Source organism: Burkholderia sp. SRS-W-2-2016, from assembly GCF_001931485.1.
Lineage (GTDB): Bacteria > Pseudomonadota > Gammaproteobacteria > Burkholderiales > Burkholderiaceae > Paraburkholderia.
In genome coordinates this window covers 18,603-43,338 of the sequence record NZ_MSDV01000053.1, presented here as the reverse complement: position 1 = coordinate 43,338, position 24,736 = coordinate 18,603, and the positions used below count along the sequence as shown (strand labels likewise).

20 protein-coding genes are annotated in these 24,736 nt (G+C 62.8%); 12 read left to right on the top strand and 8 right to left on the bottom strand.

Annotated elements, in window-relative coordinates:
* Positions 1-219 precede the first annotated feature (219 nt).
* The gene (gene rpoD / locus BTH42_RS23470; RefSeq protein ID WP_075303554.1) at positions 220-2,205 is read left to right on the top strand and encodes an RNA polymerase sigma factor RpoD; all 1,986 of its coding nucleotides are present in this window, start codon (positions 220-222) and stop codon (positions 2,203-2,205) included.
* A 9-nt stretch (positions 2,206-2,214) separates the two neighbouring features.
* Here rpoD and BTH42_RS23465 read toward each other — a convergent pair whose 3' ends face one another.
* Positions 2,215-2,481, bottom strand: a complete 267-nt coding sequence (locus tag BTH42_RS23465; RefSeq protein WP_075303553.1) for a hypothetical protein — start codon at positions 2,479-2,481, stop codon at positions 2,215-2,217.
* 213 nt (positions 2,482-2,694) lie between these two features.
* Positions 2,695-2,988 (bottom strand): hypothetical protein, encoded by a 294-nt coding sequence (locus tag BTH42_RS23460; protein ID WP_075303552.1) that lies wholly within the window; start codon positions 2,986-2,988, stop codon positions 2,695-2,697.
* 101 nt (positions 2,989-3,089) lie between these two features.
* Here BTH42_RS23460 and BTH42_RS35825 point away from each other — a divergent pair, with 101 nt between their 5' ends.
* The 5 genes from BTH42_RS35825 (at position 3,090) to BTH42_RS23435 (ending at position 8,720) form a co-directional block, all read left to right on the top strand.
* Entirely contained in the window at positions 3,090-4,283 is a 1,194-nt protein-coding gene (locus BTH42_RS35825; protein ID WP_218642018.1) for a J domain-containing protein, read from the top strand.
* Between the two features lie 237 nt (positions 4,284-4,520).
* Positions 4,521-5,519: a 2-keto-3-deoxygluconate permease gene (locus BTH42_RS23450; RefSeq protein ID WP_075303550.1), complete on the top strand. Its 999-nt coding sequence runs from the start codon at positions 4,521-4,523 to the stop codon at positions 5,517-5,519.
* On the top strand, positions 5,516-6,808 hold the full coding sequence (locus BTH42_RS23445) for a four-carbon acid sugar kinase family protein (protein WP_075303549.1): 1,293 nt from the start codon (positions 5,516-5,518) through the stop codon (positions 6,806-6,808). The genes BTH42_RS23450 and BTH42_RS23445 overlap by 4 nt, the downstream gene beginning before the upstream one ends.
* 51 nt (positions 6,809-6,859) lie before the next feature.
* A complete protein-coding gene (pdxA, locus tag BTH42_RS23440) occupies positions 6,860-7,861 on the top strand; it encodes a 4-hydroxythreonine-4-phosphate dehydrogenase PdxA (RefSeq protein ID WP_075303548.1) in 1,002 nt (333 codons plus the stop codon).
* 64 nt (positions 7,862-7,925) lie between these two features.
* Positions 7,926-8,720, top strand: a complete 795-nt coding sequence (locus tag BTH42_RS23435) for a DeoR/GlpR family DNA-binding transcription regulator (protein WP_075303547.1) — start codon at positions 7,926-7,928, stop codon at positions 8,718-8,720.
* A 47-nt stretch (positions 8,721-8,767) separates the two neighbouring features.
* Here BTH42_RS23435 and BTH42_RS23430 read toward each other — a convergent pair whose 3' ends face one another.
* Positions 8,768-10,585, bottom strand: a complete 1,818-nt coding sequence (locus BTH42_RS23430; RefSeq protein ID WP_075303546.1) for a VanW family protein — start codon at positions 10,583-10,585, stop codon at positions 8,768-8,770.
* Positions 10,586-11,193: 608 nt separating this feature from the next.
* Here BTH42_RS23430 and BTH42_RS23425 point away from each other — a divergent pair.
* The 4 genes from BTH42_RS23425 (at position 11,194) to BTH42_RS23410 (ending at position 16,376) form a co-directional block, all read left to right on the top strand.
* The gene (locus BTH42_RS23425) at positions 11,194-12,531 is read left to right on the top strand and encodes an FAD-dependent oxidoreductase (RefSeq protein WP_075303545.1); all 1,338 of its coding nucleotides are present in this window, start codon (positions 11,194-11,196) and stop codon (positions 12,529-12,531) included.
* Between the two features lie 42 nt (positions 12,532-12,573).
* Positions 12,574-13,311, top strand: a complete 738-nt coding sequence (locus BTH42_RS23420) for an enoyl-CoA hydratase/isomerase family protein (protein ID WP_218642017.1) — start codon at positions 12,574-12,576, stop codon at positions 13,309-13,311.
* Entirely contained in the window at positions 13,311-14,912 is a 1,602-nt protein-coding gene (locus BTH42_RS23415) for a CoA-transferase (protein WP_075303543.1), read from the top strand. The genes BTH42_RS23420 and BTH42_RS23415 overlap by 1 nt, the downstream gene beginning before the upstream one ends.
* Positions 14,913-15,080: 168 nt before the next feature.
* The gene (locus tag BTH42_RS23410; RefSeq protein WP_075303603.1) at positions 15,081-16,376 is read left to right on the top strand and encodes an MFS transporter; all 1,296 of its coding nucleotides are present in this window, start codon (positions 15,081-15,083) and stop codon (positions 16,374-16,376) included.
* 85 nt (positions 16,377-16,461) lie between these two features.
* Here BTH42_RS23410 and BTH42_RS23405 read toward each other — a convergent pair whose 3' ends face one another.
* From BTH42_RS23405 to BTH42_RS23385, 5 genes are all read right to left on the bottom strand, one after another.
* Complete coding sequence (locus BTH42_RS23405) at positions 16,462-17,229, bottom strand: GntR family transcriptional regulator (protein ID WP_083654879.1); 768 nt, start codon at positions 17,227-17,229, stop codon at positions 16,462-16,464.
* 209 nt (positions 17,230-17,438) lie between these two features.
* Positions 17,439-18,371, bottom strand: coding sequence for a D-2-hydroxyacid dehydrogenase (locus tag BTH42_RS23400; RefSeq protein ID WP_075303541.1), 933 nt, complete (start codon positions 18,369-18,371; stop codon positions 17,439-17,441).
* Between the two features lie 37 nt (positions 18,372-18,408).
* Positions 18,409-19,167 (bottom strand): GntR family transcriptional regulator, encoded by a 759-nt coding sequence (locus tag BTH42_RS23395; RefSeq protein ID WP_256702175.1) that lies wholly within the window; start codon positions 19,165-19,167, stop codon positions 18,409-18,411.
* Positions 19,168-19,192: 25 nt separating this feature from the next.
* Complete coding sequence (locus BTH42_RS23390) at positions 19,193-21,043, bottom strand: TRAP transporter large permease subunit (RefSeq protein ID WP_075303540.1); 1,851 nt, start codon at positions 21,041-21,043, stop codon at positions 19,193-19,195.
* A gap of 92 nt (positions 21,044-21,135) precedes the next feature.
* Positions 21,136-22,167, bottom strand: a complete 1,032-nt coding sequence (locus tag BTH42_RS23385) for a TRAP transporter substrate-binding protein (protein ID WP_075303539.1) — start codon at positions 22,165-22,167, stop codon at positions 21,136-21,138.
* Between the two features lie 230 nt (positions 22,168-22,397).
* On the opposite strand from BTH42_RS23385, the gene BTH42_RS23380 reads away from it, so the two are divergent.
* Together BTH42_RS23380 and BTH42_RS23375 are read left to right on the top strand one after the other, a co-directional pair.
* Entirely contained in the window at positions 22,398-23,888 is a 1,491-nt protein-coding gene (locus BTH42_RS23380; protein ID WP_083654877.1) for an NAD-dependent succinate-semialdehyde dehydrogenase, read from the top strand.
* Positions 23,889-23,907: 19 nt separating this feature from the next.
* Positions 23,908-24,732 (top strand): HpcH/HpaI aldolase/citrate lyase family protein, encoded by an 825-nt coding sequence (locus BTH42_RS23375; protein WP_075303538.1) that lies wholly within the window; start codon positions 23,908-23,910, stop codon positions 24,730-24,732.
* Positions 24,733-24,736 lie beyond the last annotated feature (4 nt).

Sequence of the window (24,736 nt, the reverse complement as noted above, 5' to 3'; positions counted from 1 at the left end):
TTGTGCTATAATTTTAGGCAGTGGTTTTTCCCTGCGCTGTTCTTTCGTTTGTTGCGCTGTTCCAACCGGTCCGCTCCGTCGAGCAGGCCGCGTTTCCTGCTCGTTGCGATTCTGCAATTGCTCCCCACCTGAAGCACATGAGTGTATGTGGTTCACCGGCTGCGGTGCGCAGTAGCCAATGGTCGCGCTATCGCCGGGCAAATCTGTCCAGGAGAAAATATGGCAAGTTCCGTTCGGGATGATTCAGGCCGAGACACGGTCGCATTCATGCACAAGACGTTGGCGCGGCGCGCGACGAAGGACAAGGCCGCCGCGGTTCTGCTGCCGGTGGACGCCGCGTCCAGAGAGTTGCAGGACGAAGAACGGCAACAGCAGATGCGCGCGCTGATCCAGTTGGGCAGGGAGCGGGGCTATCTCACGCACGCCGATATCAACGACTACTTGCCGGATAACTTCGCGCAGACCGCCGCGATCGAAACCATCGTCAGCACCTTCAACGACATGGGCGTTGCCGTGTACGAGCAGGCGCCCAGCGCGGAGACGCTGCTGCTGAACGACGCGGCGCCGGCCGCGGTGTCGGACGAACAGGCTGACGAGGAAGCCGAAGTGGCGCTGTCCACGGTCGATTCGGAATTCGGCCGCACCACCGACCCGGTCCGCATGTACATGCGCGAAATGGGCGCGACCGAATTGCTGACCCGCGCGGGCGAAGTGGAGATCGCGAAGCGCATCGAAGCGGGCCTTCAGGAAATGATCCAGGCGATTGCCGCGTGTCCGGCCACGGTCCGCGCGATCCTCGCGAGCGTCGATCAGATCGAGGCGGGCGAGTTGCGCATCGACGAGCTGGTCGACGGTCTCAACGAGGACTCCGAAGCGGTTGAGTCGGCCGATACGACGGACCTCGAAGCGGCGGACACCACCGATAGCGACGACGAAGAGAACGACGGCGAGATGGCCGAGGAAGATTCGGCGAAGGCGAACGCGGCGCGGCTCGAACAGCTGACCAGCGACAGCCTCGTTATCTTTGCGCGAGTGCGTAAATTGGCCGAGCCGGTTTTGCGTGCCGGCGCCGCGCAAGGCAAGGGCAAAGCAGCGTTCGCGCGCGCGTGTACGGCGATCCAGCGCGAGCTGGCGCCGATTCGCTTCACCGCGCGCTCCATCGACCGGCTGTGCAGCGACGTGCAGAACCAGGTCGCGCAGGCGCGCGCGGTCGAGCGTCGTATTCTCGCGATTGCCGTCGACCGTTGCGCGATGCCGCGCGACAAGTTCGTCGAGTCGTTTCCGGGCCACGAAACCGATCTGGACTGGGGGCAGCGCACTGCCGCGGCATCGCGCAAATACGGCGCCGCGCTCGAACGCAGTCTCCCGGCGATTCACGCCGAACAGCAGAAGCTGATCGAGATCGAAGCGAATACGGGACTGCCGCTGCAACAGCTGAAGAAGATCAACCGGCAGATGGTGGTGGCCGAATCGAAAATGCGCCAGGCGAAGGGCGAAATGATCGAGGCCAATCTGCGCCTCGTGATTTCGATCGCGAAGAAATACGTGAATCGCGGCATGCATTTTCTCGACCTGATTCAGGAAGGCAATATCGGCCTGATGAAAGCAGTCGACAAATTCGAATACCGACGCGGCTGGAAATTTTCGACCTACGCGACGTGGTGGGTCCGTCAAGCCGTCACGCGCGCGCTCGCGGATCAGGCGCGCACGATCCGCGTGCCGGTGCACATGATCGAGTCGATCAACAAGCTCAACCGCATTTCACGCGAGATCCTGCAGCAGACCGGGCAGGAAGCGCATCCGGCCGTGCTGGCGGAGCGCATGGAGCTGTCGGAAGAGAAGGTGCGCAGTATGTTGAAGGTCGCGCGCCAGCCGGTGTCGCTTGAGACGCCAGTGGGCGAAGACGCCGACGCGACGCTCGGCGATATGATCGAAGACCCGCTGGCGGCGTCGCCCGCGCAGGCCGCTGTCGATGCGAACATGCGCAGCGCGATCGACGAGGCGCTCGACGCATTGTCGCCGCGTGAAGCGAAGGTGCTGCGCATGCGCTTCGGGATCGACACCGCGTCGGACCATACGCTCGAGGAACTGGGCAAGCAGTTCGATTTGACGCGCGAACGGGTCCGGCAGATCGAAAGCAAGGCAATGCGCAAACTGATGCACCCGAGCCGCGCCGACAAACTGCGTCAATTTCTCGACCAGTAAGCCCCGACGTTAGCGCCCGTGCGCCTCACGCCAGATCGCGTCTTTTTCGGGGTGTGGGGTGCGCCGGGGGCTATCGAATCCCGCTGCGATGACCAGCAGGATGCCGGCTAAAGGCCAGAGATAGACCGCGAACGAGAAACAGAGCCAGGCCGCACTTTGTGGTGGAGACGCATTCGACGCCCAGAGAAGGCCGGTAACCGGCAGCATCAGCAGACATAGTGCCGACCAACGCAAAAAGGCGGCGGCCCTGACGTTCTTGAGCGTTTCAGCTTGCATGCCGGTCTCCATTGGAAAAGGCACTTGTGCCTAGATTGGCACGACCGTCAGTTCACGAATACTTGGTGAAATCCCTGACGCACAGCCGCTCAATGCTCGATGAATGGTTTCCGCACTTCTGCCAGGCCGGCAGTTGATGACCGCAAAAATGGATCGCTCAACTAATCAAAGTTGAGCGGCCGGTTCTAAAAATATAAAAGCTCACGTCACGGCTCAACGAAAATGGCCGGTCGCGATGGCGCCTTGTTTTGCCGACATCGTGCGGGCAGCCAGAATGCTGCGCATGGTTGCCAGCGAGTGTTCGGCGATTGCGCTCGGCATTGGCCGCGCGATGGAGAACTCCGGCGCTCGCACCCCGAGGCGTCTGCACACTGCCGACAGATACGGTTTGCCCGGTCCCGCACACCGCGCGATGGCGCTGGCAAGCGCCGCATCGCCCACATACCGGCGAAGCCATTCGAGCGTTCGACGGTCCTTCTCGTTGTAGACCCTGACCAGATGTTCCATTGCGCCTCCTGGTGTTACTGTATAAAAACACAGTACTGTTAATTTATACAGCTTTATCCCGGAAGGCAAGTGTTCCGCCACAGCGCCAGGCGCGGGAGGAATTGCTGTTTCAGTGCGGTCGAGCGCCCATTGAAAAATCCGCTGCGCGAGTAGAATCCCGCGAAAATGATTACAACCACCGGGGCAAGCGCGTGGGCGAGAAAATTCACAGTCATTACGACAACCTCAAGGTGTCGCGCGACGCGCCGCCGGAGGTGATTCGTGCTGCCTACAAGACACTGAGCCAGAAACATCACCCGGACCGGCGTCCCGACGATCCGGACGCGGTCAACGTGATGAAGATCATCAACGGCTCCTACGAAGTGCTAAGCGATCCGGCCAAACGCAGGGCGCACGACGAGTGGCTGGCCCGCAAGGAACGCGAGGCCGCGACGCACGCGATACCGGCGGCGCCGGCACCGTTTCTCGATCTGGCCGGCGAATCCTATATGTCGCCGCGCGCGCCGATCAGGCCGCAGCCCGCGCCGCGCGGTCGTGGCGCGAGGTCGCATTCAAAGCCGAAGTCGACGTCGACGTCAAAGCAGTCCCGTCCCGCGCGCCGTTTCAGGCACCTGTGGGGGCCGCGGCTCTGGATTCCGCTGGCTCTGCTCGGGATCGTGGGAGTCAAGGCGCTGATACTGGACGAACCTCCAACGCTCGATGTGCGCGCGACCCAGTACGCCGCGAAACGGAGCGCGACGAGCGCGGTGCCGGCGGCTGAAGCGTCGAACGAAGACCGGAAGCACGCCGGGACCGACGGCGCGGCGCACGCGGCGGTGTCGCCAGCGAACATCGATGCGGCGGCGCTCAAGGCCTCGGCCGCCGCCGGCACGTCTGCTGTCGCACCGGCACGGCCGCTTGCTCCGAACGGGACGCCGTGGCCGACCGAGGCGGGCTATATCGCGGGCGAGGCGATCCGGCAAAACAGCGGGCACTGGCAGGTGACGGTCGACAACGCGCGCAACGACTTCGGCGTGTTTGCGAAGCTGACGTGGGTCGACAGCATCGCGCACGTCCCGGTGCGCCAGTTCTATATCCCCGCGGGCGCCAGCTTCACCCTGTCGGATATCACGCCCGGGAATTACGACATCCGCTACCAGGACGTGATGACGGGCAGTCTGTTCAAATCCGAGTCGTTCAATTTTCCCGAGCAAGGCGCGGCGTCGGAGGTCGAGGCCGGCGACCTTAGAATCACGCTGTACCCGGCGACCGACGGTGCCGTCCGGCCGGTGCCGATTGCCGAAGCGGATTTCTGACGGACCATTCGTGCGGCAACGGCCGCGTTGAGGTCACGCCCTTAGCCGCATCCTTCCAGCCTTCCTGTCCCCGTTTAACTCCTCATCAATCACCAAGATGATCGCGGCGATCATCTTGGTGATTGATTTGCGCATTCCGTCCGCGAGCATTACACTCCGGCATGATCGATTCGATCACTTCGACATAGCTTCCGTGCGCGGAACAATCAACGCGCCGAATAACGCCAGGAGACATGCATGGTCCAGATTCCCATTAAACGCTCGATCGAGCGCGTTCCCGGCGGCATGATGATCGTGCCTTTGCTGATCGGCTCGATGGTCGCGACGTTCCTGCCCGGCATGCCGAAATTCTTCGGCTCGTTCACCAATGCGCTGTTCACGGGCGCGCTGCCGATCCTCGCCGTCTTCTATGTGTGCATGGGGGCGAGCATCAGCGTGAAGGCGACGCCGTATCTGCTGAAGAAGGGCGGCGCGCTGCTCGTCACGAAGGTCGGCGCGGCGATAATCGTCGGCGTGATTCTCGGCCGCCTGCTCGGCGAACAGCCGATTTCATCGGGGCTCTTTGCCGGCATCTCGACCCTTGCGGTCGTCGCGGCGATGAACGACACGAACGGCGGTCTCTATATGGCGCTGATGGGCCAGTACGGCAGATCGGAAGACGTCGGCGCCTATACGCTGATGTCGCTCGAATCGGGACCGTTCCTGACGATGGTCACGCTCGGCGTCGCCGGCCTGTCCGCGTTTCCGTGGCAAACGCTGGTCGGCAGCATCCTGCCGCTCGCGCTCGGCATGCTGCTCGGCAACCTCGATCGCGACATGCGCGACTTCCTCGCGAAGGCCGTGCCGGTCATGATTCCGTTCTTCGCGCTGGCGCTCGGCGCCGGGCTCGATCTGCACAAGGTGTGGCAGGCGGGCCTGCTTGGAATCGGTCTGGGCATCGCTGTCGTGATCGTGACCGGCATTCCGCTGTATTTCGCCGACCGTCTGACGGGCGGCACCGGTGTCGCGGGCGTGGCCGCCGCCAATACCGCGGGCAATGCGGCCGCCGTGCCGGCGCTCGTCGCCGCGGCCAATCCCGTGTACAACGAAGCGGCCAAGAGCGCGACCCTGCTGGTCGCCGCCTGCGTGGTCGTGACGGCGATCCTGTCGCCGATCCTGACCGCGTCGATCGCGAAGCGGTATCAGCAGCGCCAGGAGCGGATCCGCGCGGAGAATCGCCCGGGGCTCGCGCGATGAAATTTTTGATCATCGCGGACGACCTGTCGGGTGCCGCGGACTGCGCGATCGGTTTTGCGCACGCCGGGCATCGCACGGTTGTCACGCTGCAGGCGACGCGTGAGCCGGTGCATGAAGGCGTCGACACGATCGCCGTCGACACCGATACGCGCCGTCTGACGCCCGATGCCGCCGCCGCGCGAACCCGCGCCGCGTATGCGGAGATGAGCTCGTGGGACCAGCGGCTGTACAAGAAAATCGATTCGACGCTGCGCGGCAACTGGGCGGCCGAAGTCGCGGGCCTGCAGCCGCTCGCCGGCATGGCGATCGTCGCGCCCGCGTTTCCGGCGATGGGTCGCACGGTGCGGGGCGGCCGCGTGTTCGTCCACGGCGAGCCGCTCGAAACGACGGCCACCTGGAAGCTCGAACATGCGGGCGTGTCCGCCGATATCGCCACGCAGCTGACGCTGGCGGGTCTGCTCACGCAGTGGCTGGACGCTGAAGCGCTGCGCGAGCAGCCGCACGAGCTGGCGATGCGTATCGATGCAATGGCCGCGCGCGGCGTGCAGGCGCTGGTCGTCGACACGCAGACCGAGCAGGCGCTGCGCACGCTGGCAACGGCCAGCCTGCGTAGCCGCGCGCCGTTTTTCTGGGTCGGCTCCGGCGGTCTGGCGCGCGAGATCGCGGCGCTCGAGACGCGTGAGCGGGCAGACGGCGGGGCAGACGGCGGGGCACACGGCGGTGCAGGTTACGCGGCGAACAACGCCGCATTTCCGGGTGGACCGATCCTGATCCTCGTCGGCAGTCTGTCCGCGGTCAGCGAGCGCCAGTGCGCGTTGCTGCGCGAGCGTGGTGGCGTCGAGGAACTGATCGTGCCGCCGGCCGTGCTGCGCTCCGGTGCCAGCCATTCCGACTGGAATGCGTTGCAGCAGCAGATCGCCGTGTCGCTGCGCGCCGGTTGCGATCTGCTACTGCGCATCGGACGCGACGACAGCTTCGATCCCGCGGAAGGGATGCAACTGTCGGCCGCGCTCGCGCAACTCGTCGCGCCGCACTTCACGAAGGCGGGCGGTCTGATCGCGACGGGCGGCGAGACCGCGCGCGCGATGCTCGCGGCCGCGCAAATCGGCAATCTGCAACTGCTGGCCGAGGTCGAGGCCGGTGTCGCCGTCGCGCGTCCGCTCGGCGGCGCGCGCGAACATTGCCCCGGCATCGTCACGAAGGCCGGTGCATTCGGCACCGATCACGCGTTGTACGCGGCATGGCTGACCTTGCGTAACGAAACCGAACCGGGCGTCGCACCGCGCTGATGTCCGTGAATGAAACAAGCAGCAAACCCTGAGGCATAACGAGATCACATCATGAGCAACTACCTTCCTGTTATCGGCATCACGATGGGCGATGCGGCTGGCGTCGGCGCTGAAGTCGTCGTCAAGAGCCTCGCGCATCAGTCGGTCTACGCGCAATGCCGTCCGCTCGTGATCGGCGACGCGAAGCGCCTCGAACTCGCCAACGAGATCGTCGGCGGCCAGATGAAAATCCGCCGCATCGACGATCCCGCGCAGGCGCGCTACGAGCAGGGCACGATCGACTGTATCGACCTCGGGCTAATTCCCGACGACCTGCCGTTCGGGCAACTGTCCGCGGTGGCCGGCGATGCCGCGTACCAGTACATCAAGCGCGCCGCGCAGTTCGCGCAGGCGGGCGTTATCGATGCGATCTGCACCGCGCCGCTGAACAAGGAAGCGCTGCACGCGGGCGGCCACAAGTATCCGGGGCATACGGAAATGCTCGCGCATCTGACGGGCGTCGACGAAGTATCGATGATGCTCGTCGCGCCGCAACTGCGCGTGATTCACGTGACGACGCATATCGGCATCATCGACGCGATCCGCAAGATCGAGCCGGGTCTGGTGCAACGGACCATCGAGCGTGGCAACGCGACGCTCGTGAAGGCGGGCATCGCTAAGCCGCGCATCGGCGTGTGCGGGATCAATCCGCATGCGGGTGAGAACGGCCTGTTCGGTTATGGCGAAGAGGAAGAAAAGATCATCCCGGCGGTCAAGCTGCTGCAGGAGCAAGGCCTCGACGTGACCGGTCCGCTGCCGGCCGACACGCTGTTCTTCCGCGCGGGCCGCGGCGACTTCGATCTGGTCGTCGCGATGTATCACGATCAGGGGCACGGTCCGGTGAAGGTGCTCGGCCTCGAAGCCGGCGTGAACGTCACGGTGGGGCTCGACGTGATCCGCACGTCGGTCGATCACGGCACGGCGTTCGATATCGCGGGCAAGGGTATCGTCGACGAAGGCAGCATGCTCGAAGCGTTGCGCCAGGGCGCGGAGCTGGCGACGCGCCGTCACTGAAGCAACGCTGAGGTGCTTCAGTGGGTCGGGTAGAATCGAACCCCCTTGAGACGCCGCTGACGAAGTGAAAAAGACCATCGAACGCCATCAGGCCATTCTTGAATTTGTCAGGGCACGCGACGCCAGCGTCGAGGAGTTGTGCGCCGCGCTGGAGGTGTCGGAAGCGACGATCCGGCGCGACCTGACGGTGCTCGCAAAAGAGCGGCGACTCGTGCGTACTTACGGCGGCGCAACGGCGCAGGTCGGTATGCACGAGCCGGAAGCGTCGCTCGAGGAGCGCAAGGGCGCGCAACGCGAACAGAAGGAGGCGATTGCGCAGGCGGCCGCCGCGCATGTTCGCGAAGGCGCGACCGTGCTGCTCGACGGCGGCACCACCTGCGCCGCGCTTGCGCGCCATCTGTCGACGCGTGCGGATCTGCATGTCGTCACCAACAACCTGCTCGCGGTGATGGCGCTCGCGAACGCGCCGGGCGTACGGCTTACGCTGATCGGCGGCGAGTTGCGCAGCACGAGTATGAGTACGCTCGGGCCGATTGCCGAGCTCACCTTGGGCCGGCTCACGATCGATGTGGCATTCCTCGGCGCCGACGGCGTGGTGGCGGAATTCGGTTTGTGCGAGGCATCGGCGCAGCAGGCGTGGCTGAAGGAGTGCATCATCGCCCGCGCCGCGGAGGTGATCGTGCTCGCCGATTCGACCAAACTTGGCCGCGCGCGTCAGCAGCACTGGACGCCGCTGCTGCGTGACTGGCGGCTCATCACGTCGGCACTGGCGGACGAAGCTACGCTGGCGCCGTTTCGGGAGCGGGACGAGGTGACGGTTGAATTGGCGGGGGGCGTTGGGGTGTCGGCGATTGCCTGACGCGAGCGCCGTCAATCGCCGATGACCTGTCAAAGCGGTGGCGACGGTTATTCGATGTCGAGGGCGCACGCCTCGTCTGCGCCGCTCAGATAAGGGGAGAGGGCGCGACGCAGAGCCTCGACGTCACCGGCGGGCACCGACGTCACCCCAGGCAGTCCGTCCAGTCCACAAGCAGTGCTTGCCACGACGGGTAACCCGGCAGCGATCGCAGTCAGCGCGGCTCGAGGCGAATGCTCGACATGCGCGGGAAGCACGACGACCGTGGCATGTGCGAGCCAGTCTTCCTGTGGGTCAATGGACTTCACAACATCAGGCTTCACGGCTGAAAACCATGACTGCGGGACAGTACCTAATACCCAAAGCTCACAAGGCAAGCCGCGCAGGGCTTCAGCCAGTTCGCGAGCTCCTTTACGCGCCAACGCACTGGCGGGCATGACCACAATCTTTCTTCGACTGCGATCTTCCGGGACGGCCGGCATAGGCTGATGCGCAGGAAGGACCCATGGCAGAACGCTTATTCGTGCCCCGTCCGCCGGTTCCTGCCGCAATTTGGCGATTTCAGCCGCAACTTCGGGGTGCGCAGTGACGATCCGGGCAGCATGTCGAAGTGCCGCCAATTCCGCGCGGACGAGATCGTCCGGAGCTCTAAACATTGCGAGGCTGGACTCGGTGGGCCACAGCCGGTTAGCGCGATCGAGCCGGCACTCGATTTCACGCATGGGAAGAGCGTGCGCGAGGACTTCATAGCGGCGCCCCGCGAGTACTCCAAGCTCCCAAAGAAAAGGCAGCAGGGTTTGACTGACGATCAGTCGGACATGCTGCGGCGCCAAGGTCCGCGCATAGGCACGCGCGAGCGACTCGGCATGATCGAGTCGCCGCGCATGGATGCCGTGGCGGCCGGGAAACCGGAAACGCCAGCGCCAGTACGCCGCGATCAGCACGCTTTTGGGTCGGAACGCGCCAACATGATGAGTCGGCGACTTGAGGACGACACGTGGGGTATCCGCACCGCGTTCATCAAGGTACTTTTGAAATTCAGGTGTTCGAACGGAACTGTCCAGCAGCCATGCTTCTGTCGTAAAGCGCGACTCGCTTCCGGCAAGATCCGGCCGGTGCTGGTGACAGCTAATCTGCTGGCAGGTCAAACAACTGCGTGCCGTGGGCCGTGTTCCTGAATGGTGAATTGGAAACGAGCGTTGACTTGCAGATCGTTGCGGAATGTTGCATTCCGGGCGGCGCGAGCGGATGGTGAGTGCCATTTCGTCGGAGCCAATTTCCAGTTCGATACGCCACGCGTGATCGTCGCGCAAGCGCAGATCGACATAGTTCCACGAAACTGTGGCATCGGCCTGGTCGCGATCTGTAGGAGTGCTATCGCCGGGCTGAATCGTCGCACTGTGCGAATGCCGCTCGACAACCTCAAGACCCGCCTGAAGCGCACAGCGCAGCAACGCATTGGAAATCTGGCAAATGCCGCCGGCGATCGCGGGTACTACACAACCATGCCGAATTTCGCGCCCAAGTACGAAGCCGCGCCGACGAACCGGCCTGCCGAGCTGCTGCCAGAAACTCATGATGCCACCCGGCGGCACCTCGATAGCATGGAATGCGGCTCGGGCAATCCGAAGGTTCTCCACCTTGCCCGCGAGGAGCAGGAACTCGTCCGGACGTCCCTCGTCCCATAACGGGCTGCGGATCTGGGCAACGATGGGTGCATCGATCAGCGCCCGTCCATGCCGCCATCGCCTCAGGTCGGGCACAAACGAGTCTTCAACGATGCGACGCCCTGAAAGCAGGTATTTACGAACCTCGAGCCAAAGGGTAGTCCAACGAGTAGGCAAATTCCTGGAATCGGGGTTCGTCATGAGAGCAGTATCGGGGTGTAGCGCGAAGCCTGTATCGTCTGAGGAATAGCGGGTGCGCCACAGGGTAGGCAAGCTTTCGATCGCGGTCAACGTTCGTTTTCGAGTGCGGACGCTTGAGTACCACTGTGAGGAACAACGAACGGCGCCTCTTTCGGGACGTGTAAGGTCTACTTTCGCTGACTCGAACCGGGCCAACAAATTCGAGGCGCTATCCCATCGCGGTAGCACTGACAGCCCAGCTTTGAATGGCAGCCACCGGGCACTGCCTAGCACCACGGGTCTAGCAATACATCAAGCGCATCATTCGCGAAGTTCTACTGAACGCGTGAACCGACGCATACAGAAGCGCTTCTTAGCCGAATAAAACTTTGCGCACGTCAAAGAGCACGGGACTCTTTGGCTAAGTGATTTATTGAGCCAGCCTGAACCAGGGAAAACCACGGCTCTGCGGGTCTCTTCGCCTGCAAACCCCCGTCCCGTCTGGCACCTGGGGCGTCTATTCCATTGCCGCCGTCTCTCACTTGCTGCCTTCATCATTGACAGACTAATTTCGTCTCGGTACAAATGTCGTCAACTGATATGTCAGTTGACGACAATGGGAGTGACAGATGCGAAATTCGGGAATCGACGTCCGGTCTGTTGACGGACTTCAATGCGACGTACTCGTGACAGGTGGGGGCGCGGCGGGCGTCGCAACGGCCGTTACCGCGAGCCGGCAGGGGCTCAAGGTGATCCTGCTAGAACGCTATGGTTTTTGCGGTGGCGGTGCAGTTGCCGGACTTTCGGGAACGGTGTGCGGCATGTACCTCGCGACCGAGCGGGCGGGCGCGAAACCGGAGGCGATCGTCGCCGGCTTTGCGAAAGAGTTCTGCGATGCGCTGGAGCAGCGTGGCGGTCTGGCCGCGCCGGTACGCTACGGGAAAACCTGGACGCGCGTTCATGACCCGCTGGTCTGGCGCGATACGGCCGACAGCCTGCTGGAAGCGTCGGGAGTCAAGGTCATTTATCACGCGGTTGCAACTGGTGTATTGCTGGACGGCAACGAGCGGGTCGAAGGAGTGACGGCGTGGACCAAGCAGGGGCCGTTGACGATTCGCGCTGGTGTCACCGTGGACGCCAGCGGCGACGCCGACCTCGTCGCGATGGCCGGCCTTGATAGCTTCATCGGCGACGGTACTCGCGTGCAGAATCCGACGATGATTTTCAGGTTGCAGGGCGTGAACGTCGCGCGCTTTACCGACGCTTACGGCGACGACACGATCATGGGCGAAGCGATTTCGGCGCTGCTGCGCGAACGTCAGCTCGCCGGAGACAACCTGCCGCGCTCGAAAATCTGGCTCTTTCCGACGACACGTCGTGGCGAACTCCTCTGCAACTGTACGCGCATCACAGGCTCCGACGGTCGCGAACTCAACCCGCTTTTCTACGACGATTTCACCGAAGGTGAATTGAACGGCAGAAAACAGGTTCATGCGTATGCCCAATTTCTTAAGGATTACGTAGCAGGCTGCGAGGACGCTTACATCAACGACACCGCGGTTCAGGTCGGCGTGCGCCAGACGCGGCAAGTCGAAGGTGTCGCAAAGCTGATGAATAGCGATGTGGTCGGCGCGCGGAAGTTCTCCGACGGTATCGCGCGTTCGCCGTGGCCGATCGAATTGCACGCGGGAGCAAAGCCGAAGGTGGAGTGGGTGCTCGACGACTACTACGAAGTGCCCTACGGCTGTTTCGTGCCGTCGCGCGGTGAGGGGCTGCTTGTCGCGGGACGGTGTCTGTCCGCGGAACATGAAGCGGTGGCGTCTGCCCGCGTCACGGCGCAGTGCTTTTCATACGGCCATGCGATCGGTCATGCCGCCACCCTTGCCGTACGGCAGGGCATCGAACCCCGTCGGGTCGATCCGCAGGCAATACGTCATGCACTTGGGCGCGACGGTGCACATCTGTAACTGAGAGACAGCGACTGAAAAGGTCTACAAGGAGGGATGTAAGTGATTAGCGTGAACATGGGTGAGGTCCGTCACCTGACGTTGAACCGGCCCGAACGGCGCAATGCGCTCGACGGCAAATCGATCGACGAACTCGGGCAGGCATTGCAGCAGGCCGACCGCGATCCGGAAGTGCGTGCAATTGTGCTCTCGGGCGCAGCACCTGCTTTCTGTTCGGGCAGTGACCTGAAAGAACTCGCGACGATGTCGATTCAGCAGATGTGCGATTCCGAGTCGGACACCGCGCGCGTCGCACGTTCGATTGCGAGTCTGTCGAAGCCGGTGATCGCCGCGGTGGAAGGTTTCGCACTGGGTGGTGGCTTCGTGCTGGCGATCTCGTGCGATATCGTTGTGAGCGCATCCAATGTGCGCTGGCATCTTCCCGAAGTGCCGAACGGCTGGCTGCCGCCCTGGGGTCTGCAGGCACTCCTGGCCCGCGTGGGGCCGGTGCGTGCGCGCCTGCTTACCTGGGCGGCCGATCCAATGGATGGCGTCGAAGCGCACCGCCTCGGTATTGCCGACTATCTGAGCGAACCGGGTGCCGCTGACCAGCAGGCGCTCGCGCTCGCGAAGCGGCTTGCCGCGCTGCCGCCTGCCGCGGTGGCATCGACAAAGCAATTCTTCGAACCTTTCGTCTCGCTCGACGGCGAGCGTCTCGACAATCTGGCTTCACGACATTTCGCACGTAACTGCGAAGGCGGCGCGGCCAAGGCAATCTTTTCGAAATTCAAGGTGAAGTGATGACGAAAATCATGTCGGCGGCACAGGCCGTCGCTTCGATTCAGGACGGCCAGAGCGTCGCATCGGTCGGCGTTATCGGCTGGGTTGTGCCGGATGCGACGCTCGCGGCGATCGGCAAGCGATTTCGCGAAACGGGCGCACCGCGCAATCTGACGTTTTACTTCCCGTGCGGTACCGGTGATGCAGTCGATATCCGCGGGATGGATCACGTCGCGCAGGAAGGCTTGATGAAGCGCATCGTTTCGGGTTCCTACATTAACCCGGTCAATCCGAAAACCGGCGAGCGCCCCGCGTTGATGCGATTGATTCAGGAGAACCGGATCGAGGCGTATTCGTGGCCGATCGGTGCATCGATGCACTGGCTGCGTGAAGTCGCGCGCAGAAGTCCCGGCTATATGACGCGCGTCGGGCTCGGCACCTATGCGGACCCAGAGCACGGCGGCGGCAAGTTCACCAGCCGCTGCGAGGACGATCTCATCCAGAAGATCCGGCTGAACAACGAAGACCTGCTGTTTTATCCGAGCTGGCCGATCGATGTCGCGATCATCCGGGCCAGCAGCGCCGACGAATTCGGCAATCTTTCGTTCGAAGACGAACCGCTGGTTTCCGCAAGCCTCGCGCTCGCGCTGGCGGCGAAGGCAAGCGGCGGGCGGGTGATCGCGCAGGTTCGCCGCATCGTGCCCGGTAGCGAGCGTGCGGCGACGTCGGTGCGCCTGCCGGGGATGTTCGTCGACTCGCTCGTCGTCGATCCGCACATGATGATGAGCACCGATACGCCGTACGACGAGTCATATCTGCGGCCGGCCGGTGTGCAGACGCGTTTGCCGGCGATTCCGTTCGGCCCGGACAAGGTCATCGCGCGTCGCGCGGCGCTCGAAGTTCGCAAGCACGAGCTGTCGATTTTCGGCTTCGGCGCGGCAGCGGACGTGCCGCTCATCATGGCGGAGCAGGGCCTCCTCGATCTGGAGAATCGCCCGCACGACTACTGGTTCACGACGGAGCACGGTTCTTACGGTGGTATCGTCATGAACGGCTGGCAGTTTTCGGCGAATCTTCGGCCCCAGGCGCTGCTCGATGGCGTCACGCAATTCGACGTGATCGACGGGGGATTGTGCCGGTTCGCGGCACTCGCGTTCGCCGAATACGATTCGCATGGCACGGTCAACGTCAGCAAATTCGGCAAGGTGAACCCGGGCGCGGGCGGCTTCATCGATATCGCGATGAATGCGCAACGGCTCGTATTTACGGGCTCATTCACGACCGGCGGGCTCGATATCGCTTACGACGCGGGCCGTATGCGGATCGTGAAAGAGGGCAAGGTCAGCAAGTTCGTCGATACGGTGCAAAGCCGAACCTATCCGGTCGCGAATGGCGTGGCAACGGGGCAGAGCGCACTGGTCGTGACCGAACGCGCGGTATTCGAGCAAACCACAGCCGGCCTCGTGCTGACCGAAGTTGCTCCGGGCGTCGACGTGCGCCGCGACGTACTCGATCTGATGGCGTTCCGGCCCGCTCATATCCTCGACCCGTTGCCGCTCATGCATGAATCGCTGTTCATCGACAACGTCGCTCACCAGACCGAAGCTGCCGTCGAAGGCTAGAACGGCACCGGCAATGGCGTGGCCGCTCCGGTTACGTGCGGCAGAAATTGCCTCCGACCGGGCACCACGCCAGACTCAATAACAAGGTTGTACAACGCCGCGCGGGCGCGCGGCGTCGATAACCGCCCAACCATCCCGATCACCGATGCGGATCAGGAGGAGACAATCATGAAGTACCGCTGGTTTATTGTTTTCATGCTGTTTCTTGCGTGTGCAATCAGCTATCTCGACCGCGCAGCGCTCTCGGTTGCCGCACCGCTTATTGCCAAGGATCTTCAGCTCGATGCCGCCCATCTCGGCATTGTCTTTAGCGCGTTCTTTGTCGGCTATGCGTTGTTCTGCTTTGTCGGCGGTTATGCGGCGGACCGCTTCGGCGCCAAGCGGGTACTGATCGTTGCGATCGGTCTGTGGTCGATTTTCTGTGGACTGACCGCGGCAGCGTCGACCCTGCTGAGCCTGCTGGTGATCCGCGTCATATTCGGCGCAGGCGAAGGACCGCTGGCGACCTGCACGAGCAAGATCATCAGCAACTGGTTCGAGCGCAAGGAGCAGACCACGGCCGTTGGTTTCGCGAATTCGGGCCTGCAACTGGGCGCCGCGCTCGCCGGGCCGATCGTCGGACTGATGGCGCTCCATTGGGGGTGGCGCATTCCGTTTATCGTGATCGGTGCGTTCGGGCTGCTGTGGGTGCTGATGTGGTCGATCTTTTCGACTGACCGGCCCGAGCACAATCGCTGGGCGCGCGGCATGGTCTCGCCTTCGATGCAGGCGAAGGTCGATCATACGGAATCCAAAGCGTTGCCGAAGATGTCGCTGGGTCATTATCTGACGAGCCCGACGATCTGGGCCACTTCGCTCGCGTACTTCGGTTATGCCTATATTCTGTACTTCTTCCTCTCGTGGTTCCCGAGCTATCTGATGATGGAGCGGCACCTGAGTCTGTCGTCGATGAGCATCGTCAACGTCATTCCGTGGTTGCTGGGTTTCGCGGGGATTGCGCTCGGCGGCCTCACGTCCGACATGATTTATCGCTGGACCGGCGATGCACTGAAGTCGCGCAAGATCGTGATCGTGGGCGGCTTGCTGGTCGCGGCGGTGTGCGTTGCGATCGCGGGCACGGCAAGTAGCGTCGGCGCGGCGGTTGCTCTGATGGGCACGACTGTATTCTTCATGAATCTCACGCTCAGCGTGTACTGGGCGATCATTCTCGATACCGTCGAACCTGAGCGGATGGGCGGCGTGGGCGGCTTCATGCACCTGCTCGCGAATACCGCCGGGATTCTCGCACCGATTATCACGGGTTTCCTCGTGCAATGGACGCACGTATTCAAAAGCGCGTTTCTGTTGAGCGGGGGCGTGGCGTTGGCAGGGGCGATCGCGGTGGCAGTGTTTGTGACTGCTCCGCGTGAGGATGTCGAGACCGCAGCCGGTGGCCTCAAGCTTCGGCAGCGACAGGTTGAGTAAGATCCGGAGCCGGGCTCTTACTGCCGGCTGGAGCGGGAATTAATAGAGCAGGGAAGCGTCTTGCACGCTTTCCTGCATCGTTGCGTTAGAAGGTGTCGAGCGTAGAGCGGGTAAAGCGCTCGATGAACTGCATCAATTGCTGGGCAGCCGCGGCGGCCCGGTCGCTGTCTCCGTCGGCAATAGCAGTCAACACGTTCGAGTGCAACTGCGCCCCTTCGACGTATGCGCGATTCTGCGCGATGTGGTGATACCAGAAGCGCCGCGATTGCGCGTGAATCGGCAGCATGCTGGTGATCAGCATACTGTTGTGAGTCGCGCGCACTTCCGCGTCGTGGATTTCCCCGCCGGTCGTGATCCATGCCTTCATATCGTTGCGTTTCGCCGCGGTAATCATCTGCTGCGCGAGCCTCTTCAGGTCCGCGCGCTCCTCCGGCGTGGCGCGCAGCGCCGCCATGCGGACGACGAGTTCCTCGAGCGGGCGTCTGACTTCGAGCAGCTCGAGCTGCTGGCGAATATCGACGCCGGCGACGAGCGTGCCGCGTCTGGGCAGCATTTCGACGAAACCGATCTGTCGCAACCTCTGCAATGCTTCGCGGACCGGTGTGCGTCCCATCTCCATATCGGCGGCGAGCTGGCTTTCGGAAATCATCGAACCGGGCTGCAGTTTGCGTGTGATGATCATTTCCTCGATCTGCGCAAATGCGACGTCGGCCAGCAGCTGATCGGGCGAGTTCGATGGTTCGGTTCGGGAAACGTTTCTGGTCGGGCCGTTTTTCTTCATGAGGGGAAGCGGAACAATGAGCTCGGAGATTATGCCCCGGCGAACAGGGAAGTGGCGTACTTTCGCCGGCATACGCGGGCGCGACCGGCTCCTGTCGATAAATCGGATCGTACCATTTATAAGTTCAGCTTCTAACCTGATGCGGCGGTACGCTCTTTTTGCGACGAAAACACGTTGCTAATTCGGCGACGCGATCACTCGCGCAACGCGGCATCACCGAGAACCAGGTCACGCTGTGCGAAGCGCGTAAGCGGAAATCGCCGAAGCCGGCTGACTGTTCGCTATGCGCCACGCGCAAAGTGCTGCTCGATTCCCTGTTCCAGTTGAGTGAGCAGCCGTGTCATTGCCACATCGGTCCGCCACGCGACATGTGGCGTGACGATCAGATCGGCCCGCGGATTGCACAGCAACGGATGCGCAGCCGACGGCGGTTCTTCTTCAAGAACGTCGAGTGCCGCATTGGCGATCAGCTTGCGGTCGAGTGCTTCGATAAGGGCGCTTTCATCGACGATGCCTCCGCGCGCCGTGTTGACGAGCGAGGCGGTTCGCTTCATCTGTTCGAACTCGGGCAGAGCGAACAGGCGACGCGTGTCGTCGGTCAGCGGGCAATGCAGGCTGATGATATCGGCTTCGCGCAACACCTCTGTAAACGCCGTGTAGCCGGGCCGAACCGTGGCGGCGTTCCTGCGTTCCGCGAAAAGTACCCGCATTCCGAACGCTTCGGCCAACTGCGCCATTCGTTTCCCGCCGTGCCCCGCACCGACGATTCCCAGCGTAGACCCGAACAGGTCGGAGACGGGATGCAGTTCCGCGAAGAACGTCGGCGAGCCGCTCCATCCGCCCGCATGGACATCGCGCCAATAGGGGACGAGATTGCGGCGCAGTGCCATCATGAGCGCAAACGCGTGCTCCGGCACCGATAGCGTCGAGTAGCCCGGGCATGCAACGACCGGGATGCCGCGCTCCGAGCAAGTTGCGAGATGCAGGTGGTTGACCCCGGCCGCGGGGACACCGACCAGTTTTAATTCACGCAGTTGCAGCAGCGCTTCGCGGGTAAGCGGAACCTTATTGGTGATGACGATCTGCGCGTCGCGGCAGCGTTCAACCACCTGCCCGGGTTCCGTGAACGCATACTCGACCCACTGATGGGCAAAGGAAAACTGCGGCAGGTTCGCGGGCAATGTCGCGCGATCCAGGACGACGATGGTTTTCAACTGTTGGTCCTCTTGCTCGTCGGAGTGACGAATTTATTCAGCGGTCTTGAGCATCCGTCGAAACGGTGTCCAGCATGCGCTTTTTACCGGTCAGTACGTGCATCTCGAACGCCTGTGCGGCAAGGTCCGGCTGTCCGGTCCGCAGTGCGTCGAAAATCTCGCGGTGCTCTTTCGCCGAGCGCTGCATCTGCGCGAACGAATAGACGCCCTTGTGGATATAGAGCGTCAGTTCTTCTTCCACGGCCTGGTTGATTTTGATGAGACGCGGGTTCTTGGTTGCGTTCAACAGGTGGCGGTGGAATTCGTCGTTCAGCGCCTGATACTCACGTTCGTCGCGAGCCACGACAGCCGCCTCCATCCGCTCGATGAGATTGGCGAGTATTTGCTCTTCCTCGCCGGTGATCCGCAGCGTGGCGAGGCGTCCCGCGGTGCGCGCCAGTCCCGCGCGGATCTCGTAGAGGTCCATGGCTTCTTCGAGCGACAGGCGCCTCACCTCGGCGCCGCGGTTGGGAACGATGCGTACGAGTCCCGCCTGTTCGAGCGCGCGCAGCGCCTCGCGTGCCGAGTTGCGTCCAACGCCGATCTGTTGCGCAAGCGCCTGTTCGTTCACGCGCTCGCCGGGGCGAAGTTCGCCTCGCTGGATCATGGCCCGTACCTGCGCGCGGACGTCATCCAGTTTGGACGCGATCGCCTCCGGTGCCCGAGTGTTGACCTTGCTGTCGAGTGCGATCGACGTCGCGCTCTTCGCGCCGCGCCTGATCGTGGTTTTGGGGACTTTGGCCCTCATCAATGTCATATTGCATCCTATGTTGCACGGGTTGTCAGCGCAGAAATCCGGTCGATACCCAAGGCACGGCAACGATCACGAGGAGCGCAACCGCCAACGCGCCGAGATATGGCCATACGCGGCGCATCGCCTTGGTCGGGTCGACTTTGCTGACCGCGCATGCCGAGTAAAAGCCGAGGCCGATCGGCGGCGCAAACAGACCGAGGCCCATTGCAAAAACCACCACCATTGCGTAATGCACGTCCGAGATCCCCATCGCGTGTGCGACCGGAAAGAGGAGCGGACCAAACAGCACGATCGCGGGAATGCCTTCCAGAAAGCTGCCGAGGATCACGAAGGTCACCGCCGAGATCGCAAGGAAACCAAACTTGCCGCCGGACATCGCCATCATCAGCGTGGCCAGTTGCGACGAGAAGCCCGACTGCGTGAGCGCCCATCCCATCGCCGTCGCGCAGCCGATGATGATCAGGATCGCACCGGACAAAGATACGGTTTCGACGAGGATCGGATACAGCCGGTTCCACTTGAAGCGCCGATAGATCAGCAAGCCGACGATGCAAGTGTAAGCCACGCCGATGGTCGCCACTTCCGTGGCGGTTGCGACGCCCTCGACCACGGCCGCCCGGATCACGAACGGCAGCGCGAGCGCCGGCGCGGCGGCAAGCAGCGTGCGGCCGATCTCGCCGCGGGTGGCACGCACCACGCCTTCGAGTTTCTCCTTGCGACTTTTGTACCAGATCACCGCGCACAAGGCTGCCGCACCAACCGCCGCGGGCATGAAGCCGCCGGTGAACAACGCGGCAATCGATACGCCCGTGACGGAGCCGATTGTAATCAGCACGAGACTGGGCGGAATGGTCTCGGACATCGCCGCGGCGGCGCTGAGCATCGCAACGAGGTCGCCTTCGTTCGCACCGCGTTTTTTCATTTCCGGAAACAGGCCCGGCGCAAGCGCGGCCATGTCCGCGACTTTCGAACCGGAAATCCCCGAGACGAGATACATCGCCCCTACCAGCACGTAGGCCAGCCCTCCGCGCTTGTGGCCGATAAGCGAGGCAAGAAAGCGGATCATCACTTCCGCCAGGCCCATCGCTTCCATCAACGAGCCGAGAAGAATGAACAGCGGCACCGCAAGCAGGATCAGTCCCGACATGCCCTGGCTCATCGTGCTGACCACGATCGTCAGCGGGGCGTCGGTGACCGTCGCGAGGTACGCGAGTGTGCACACGCCAAATGCGACCATGATCGGCACGCCAAGGCAGATGATCGTGATCGTGCCGACGCCGAAAAATAGCAGCAGGTTGACGGCGGTCAGCGGTGCGAGCGCGTTACGGCCCAGATACAGTGCCAGCGCGATCCCGCCGACGAGCGCGAACGCGGCGGCGCAGTCGCGCAGAGTCGAGCGTTCGAGCAGGCGGGTCGCGGCAAGCACGAGCATCAGGATTGCTCCGACCGGAATCGCCGCCGCCGGTAGTGCGTTCGGCAGGCTCAGCGCGGGTGTGGTGATGATCCATTCGTCCAGCGCCCACTCGGTAGCCGGGCGAACCAGCAGCAACACGAAGGTCATCACGATGACGTTGCCGAGCGTCTCGGCGAACACGCGTCGCGACGGCGGCATCTTCGCCAGAAACATCGTCAGACGCATGTGCTCGCCGCGCCTTAGCGCGATCACCGCGCCGAGCATCGAAAGCCAGATGAAAAGGATGGATGCCAGCTCGTCGCCCCAGATGATCGGGTCGTGCAATAAATAGCGACACGAGACGTTGGCGAGCAGCAACCCGACCTCGGCGAGCAGAAGCACGGCGGCCGGCACCTCGGTGATCCACTTAATGACGGTTTCGAGCGCGGCGCCGATGCGCGGGATCCTTGCTATACCCGCGGACATTTGGGCGCCGTCCAATTCATTCGCTAGAACCTGCTCCGGATAAACTCGGGAAGTCATGACATCCTCTCCAGACACGTGTGAGCGGTGCGTTCTCATGCGAGCTTCTGCGTGTACTTCTCGAGTAGCGCCCACGATTCGTCGCCGTACTTTTTGCGCCACTGGTCGTAAAAGCCGGCCTTTTGCAACGTTGTGCGAAACGGCTCGATTTCCGGTTTGTTGAAGACCATGCCGCGGGTTTGCAATTGCGTCGCGAGCGTGGAATTGAGCGACGCGATGTCCGCGCGCTGTTTCACGGCGGCGGCGTTCAAATGCTTCGCAACGACCGTTTGCAGTTGCGGCGGCAATTTCCCCCATGAGCGCGCGTTCGCGAGGAACCAGAAGCCATCCCACATGTGACCGGTGAGGGAGCAGTATTTCTGCACCTCATAGAAGCGGCCCGTATCAATCAGGGCAAGCGGGTTTTCCTGTGCGTCGACGACCTTGGTCTGCAGAGCCGAGTAGGTTTCGCTGAAATTGATACTGGTTGGCGACGCATCGAACGCCTTGAACATCGACGTCCAAAGCGGGCTCACCGGTACACGAATCTTCAGGCCCTTCAGATCCGCGGGCGACTGCACCGGTTTGATGGAACTCGTCACATGGCGAAAGCCGTTGTCCCAAACCTTGTCCATCGCGACGAGGCCCACCTTCGAAATCGCCGCGCGGATGTGCGCGCCAAGTGCGCCATCCATCGCGGTCCACACTTCGTTGTAGTCCTTGAACGCAAAGCCGATTCCGTTAATTGACGAAACCGGCACGAGCGTGGACAGAACCGTGCCGCCTTGCGTCAGGAAGTCGATTGCTCCGGAGCGCACCTGCGACAGCATGTCCGTGTCGGTACCCATCTGGCCGTTCGGAAAGATCTGGAGTTCGACGCGACCGCCGGTTTCCCGACGGATCGCTTCCGCCGCCTCTTTGGCGCGCACGTTCAGCGGATGCGCGATCGCCAGGTTGTTCGCGTACTTCAGCTTGAACTGCGCCGCTCCTTGCGCGCGCGCCGGAGCGGCAATGACGCCGGCGCCGAGCGCGGCGGCGGATGCCGTGCCGATGAGCTGGAGAAAACCACGACGGGAAAACGAATTCATTGTCTCGCTCCATGAAATGGACGTGCCCGACTCGCCGAGGCACATTTTTTACGACTCGATGCGCTACGGGCTATCGAGAGCTATCTGCTGACACCGACTATAAAAGTGTTGACACATTGGTGTCAAGGTGTAGATACTTTTAAACAGGATGTACGCAAAGACGGCTCTTGATCGATGCCCGAGCAGCGGCACCGGTGACGATTCGTCCTGAACTCAATTGAGGAGACGGCATGGATTTAGAGGAGCACTACAGCCAGCACGGCTTGCTGATCGGCGGGCACTGGCAGGCGCAAACCGGTGTCGACCGGCAACTGTCGATCAATCCGGCAACCGAAGCGCCGCTCGGGCATCTTCCGCTCGCGAGCAAAGAGCACGTGACGCAAGCGGTCGATGCCGCGGTCATCGGCTCGCAGGCCATGCTGAAAATCACGCCGTGGGAGCGTTCGGCGCTATTGAGGCGGGCGGCCATTCTGATCCGTGAGCGGGCCGCGCAGCTTGGCCGAATCGTCGCGCTGGAAACCGGCAAGCCGATCTCGCAAGCGATCGGCGAGGCGAACGCGGCGGCGGAATCGGTCGACTGGTTCGCCGACGAAGCACGCCGGGTCTTCGGCATGTCGTATGAGAGTCGCGTCAAGGGAGGACGCTATCTTGTGCACTACGAACCGCTCGGCGTCGTCGCGGCTTTCACGCCGTGGAATTTTCCGCTCCTGCTGCTCGCGCGCAAGATGGGGCCGGCACTGGCCGCCGGCAACGCGCTCGTGATCCGGCCATCGAACGAGGCCGCCGGCGCGACGATGTCACTGGTGCGCTGCTTCGTCGATGCCGGTTTCCCCGAAGGCGCGGTGAACCTCGTGGTCGGCGCGCCCGAGAACATCACGCCGGTCATCATGGCCGATGCCCGGGTTGCGAAGGTCAGCTTCACCGGTTCGGTGCCGGTCGGCCGGCAAATCGTCGAAGCGTCCGCGCAGACGCTGAAGAAAGTCACGATGGAACTCGGCGGCCATGCGCCGGTGATCGTGCATCGCGACGCGGATATCGACGCGTTCGCGCGTCTCGCCGCCCTCGGCAAATTCCGCAACGCCGGGCAGGTGTGCGCATCGCCGACGCGCTTCTACGTACACGAATCGATTTTCGAGCAGACCGCCGCAGCGCTGGTCGAGCGTTCGAACGCGCTCAAGGTGGGCGATCCGCTGGATCAGCGCACCGATCTGGGGCCGCTCACCACGTCGCGCCGCCGCGATGCGATCGAACGTCTGGTCGACGAAGCCGTGAGGGACGGCGCGCAGGTGTTGTGCGGCGGCCGCCGCCCGTCGCAAGAGGGACGCGGATGGTTCTACGAGCCCACGCTCGTCGCGAATCCGGCCGCACACACGCGTCTGATGAATGAAGAGCCGTTCGGTCCGGTCGGCACACTGACGCCGTTCGCAACCACCGACGAAGTCATCGCAGAGGCCAATCGCCTTCCATTCGCGCTCGCTGCTTACGTGTTCACCCGTTCGATGCGCAACACCATGGAAACCACCGAGCGTCTGCAGGCCGGCGTGATCGGCGTGAACACCTTCGTCGCATCCGTGGCGGAAACGCCGTTCGGCGGCTCCAAAGACAGCGGCTTCGGACGCGAAGGCGGTCCGCACGCGATCCGCGACTATCTGGACACCAAATTCATCAACCTGGAGTTGGCCGACGACGAGCCTGTGAAGGCAAGTCAAGCCAGCGCCTGACCTGGACAGAAGGCACATCATGCAAAGCATCAGGAATCACGCGAAAGCACGGTTGCAAGCGGGCGAACTCGCCCTCGGCATGGGTCTTCGGCAGGCTCGCACGGTGGATATCGCGCAGATTGCCAGGACCGCCGGTTTCGACTGGCTATTCATCGACATGGAACATAACTCGATGGATGTCGATACGGCCGCTCAAATCTGCGCGGGCGCGCTGTTGGGCGGCATCACGCCGATCATCCGTGTGCCTGGCCACGAGGCATTTCATGCCACCCGTCTGCTCGATACCGGCGCAATGGGTATCGTGGTGCCGCACGTCAGCACGGCGGAGCAGGCGCGGCACGTTGCCGATATGTGCCGGTTCCCTCCGGCAGGCAGCCGGTCGATACCCGGCATGCTGCCGCAGGTCGGTTTCGAAGCTTTGCCGATCGCCGACGTGGTCAGTGCGATCAACGATGAGGTGCTCGTCGTGGCGATGATCGAAACGGCAGAGGGTCTCGCCAACGTCGAGGAGATCGCGGCGGTGCAGGGCATCGACGTGCTGCTCGTCGGCGCCACCGATCTCGCGGCCGACCTGGGTATCACGGGACAACTCGGCCACCTGCGTATTGGCGACGCAATCGATACGGTTTGCGCCGCCTGCGCGCGCCACGGTAAGGTGCCGGGCGTGGGCGGCGTGTACGACGAAGCACTGATGCGTGCGTATGTGCAGAAGGGCGCGCGTTTCATTCTGAGCGGTTCTGACCTCGCGTTCCTGATGTCCGGCGCAAAGTCACGCTCGACGATGCTTCGCTCCATTTCTCTCGCGGTAGAGCAGGGCGCCGCATTGGAACGCGTCGCATCCTGAGGAT

Bases quoted from the DNA above. Each gene is read 5' to 3' on its own strand.
- rpoD (WP_075303554.1), top strand. From the start codon at position 220: ATGGCAAGTTCCGTTCGGGATGATTCAGGCCGAGACACGGTCGCATTC.
- BTH42_RS23465 (WP_075303553.1), bottom strand. From the start codon at position 2,481: ATGCAAGCTGAAACGCTCAAGAACGTCAGGGCCGCCGCCTTTTTGCGT.
- BTH42_RS23460 (WP_075303552.1), bottom strand. From the start codon at position 2,988: ATGGAACATCTGGTCAGGGTCTACAACGAGAAGGACCGTCGAACGCTC.
- BTH42_RS23450 (WP_075303550.1), top strand. From the start codon at position 4,521: ATGGTCCAGATTCCCATTAAACGCTCGATCGAGCGCGTTCCCGGCGGC.
- BTH42_RS23445 (WP_075303549.1), top strand. From the start codon at position 5,516: ATGAAATTTTTGATCATCGCGGACGACCTGTCGGGTGCCGCGGACTGC.
- pdxA (WP_075303548.1), top strand. From the start codon at position 6,860: ATGAGCAACTACCTTCCTGTTATCGGCATCACGATGGGCGATGCGGCT.
- BTH42_RS23430 (WP_075303546.1), bottom strand. From the start codon at position 10,585: ATGACGAACCCCGATTCCAGGAATTTGCCTACTCGTTGGACTACCCTT.
- BTH42_RS23425 (WP_075303545.1), top strand. From the start codon at position 11,194: ATGCGAAATTCGGGAATCGACGTCCGGTCTGTTGACGGACTTCAATGC.
- BTH42_RS23415 (WP_075303543.1), top strand. From the start codon at position 13,311: ATGACGAAAATCATGTCGGCGGCACAGGCCGTCGCTTCGATTCAGGAC.
- BTH42_RS23410 (WP_075303603.1), top strand. From the start codon at position 15,081: ATGAAGTACCGCTGGTTTATTGTTTTCATGCTGTTTCTTGCGTGTGCA.
- BTH42_RS23405 (WP_083654879.1), bottom strand. From the start codon at position 17,229: ATGCCGGCGAAAGTACGCCACTTCCCTGTTCGCCGGGGCATAATCTCC.
- BTH42_RS23395 (WP_256702175.1), bottom strand. From the start codon at position 19,167: ATGACATTGATGAGGGCCAAAGTCCCCAAAACCACGATCAGGCGCGGC.
- BTH42_RS23390 (WP_075303540.1), bottom strand. From the start codon at position 21,043: ATGTCCGCGGGTATAGCAAGGATCCCGCGCATCGGCGCCGCGCTCGAA.
- BTH42_RS23385 (WP_075303539.1), bottom strand. From the start codon at position 22,167: ATGAATTCGTTTTCCCGTCGTGGTTTTCTCCAGCTCATCGGCACGGCA.
- BTH42_RS23380 (WP_083654877.1), top strand. From the start codon at position 22,398: ATGGATTTAGAGGAGCACTACAGCCAGCACGGCTTGCTGATCGGCGGG.
- BTH42_RS23375 (WP_075303538.1), top strand. From the start codon at position 23,908: ATGCAAAGCATCAGGAATCACGCGAAAGCACGGTTGCAAGCGGGCGAA.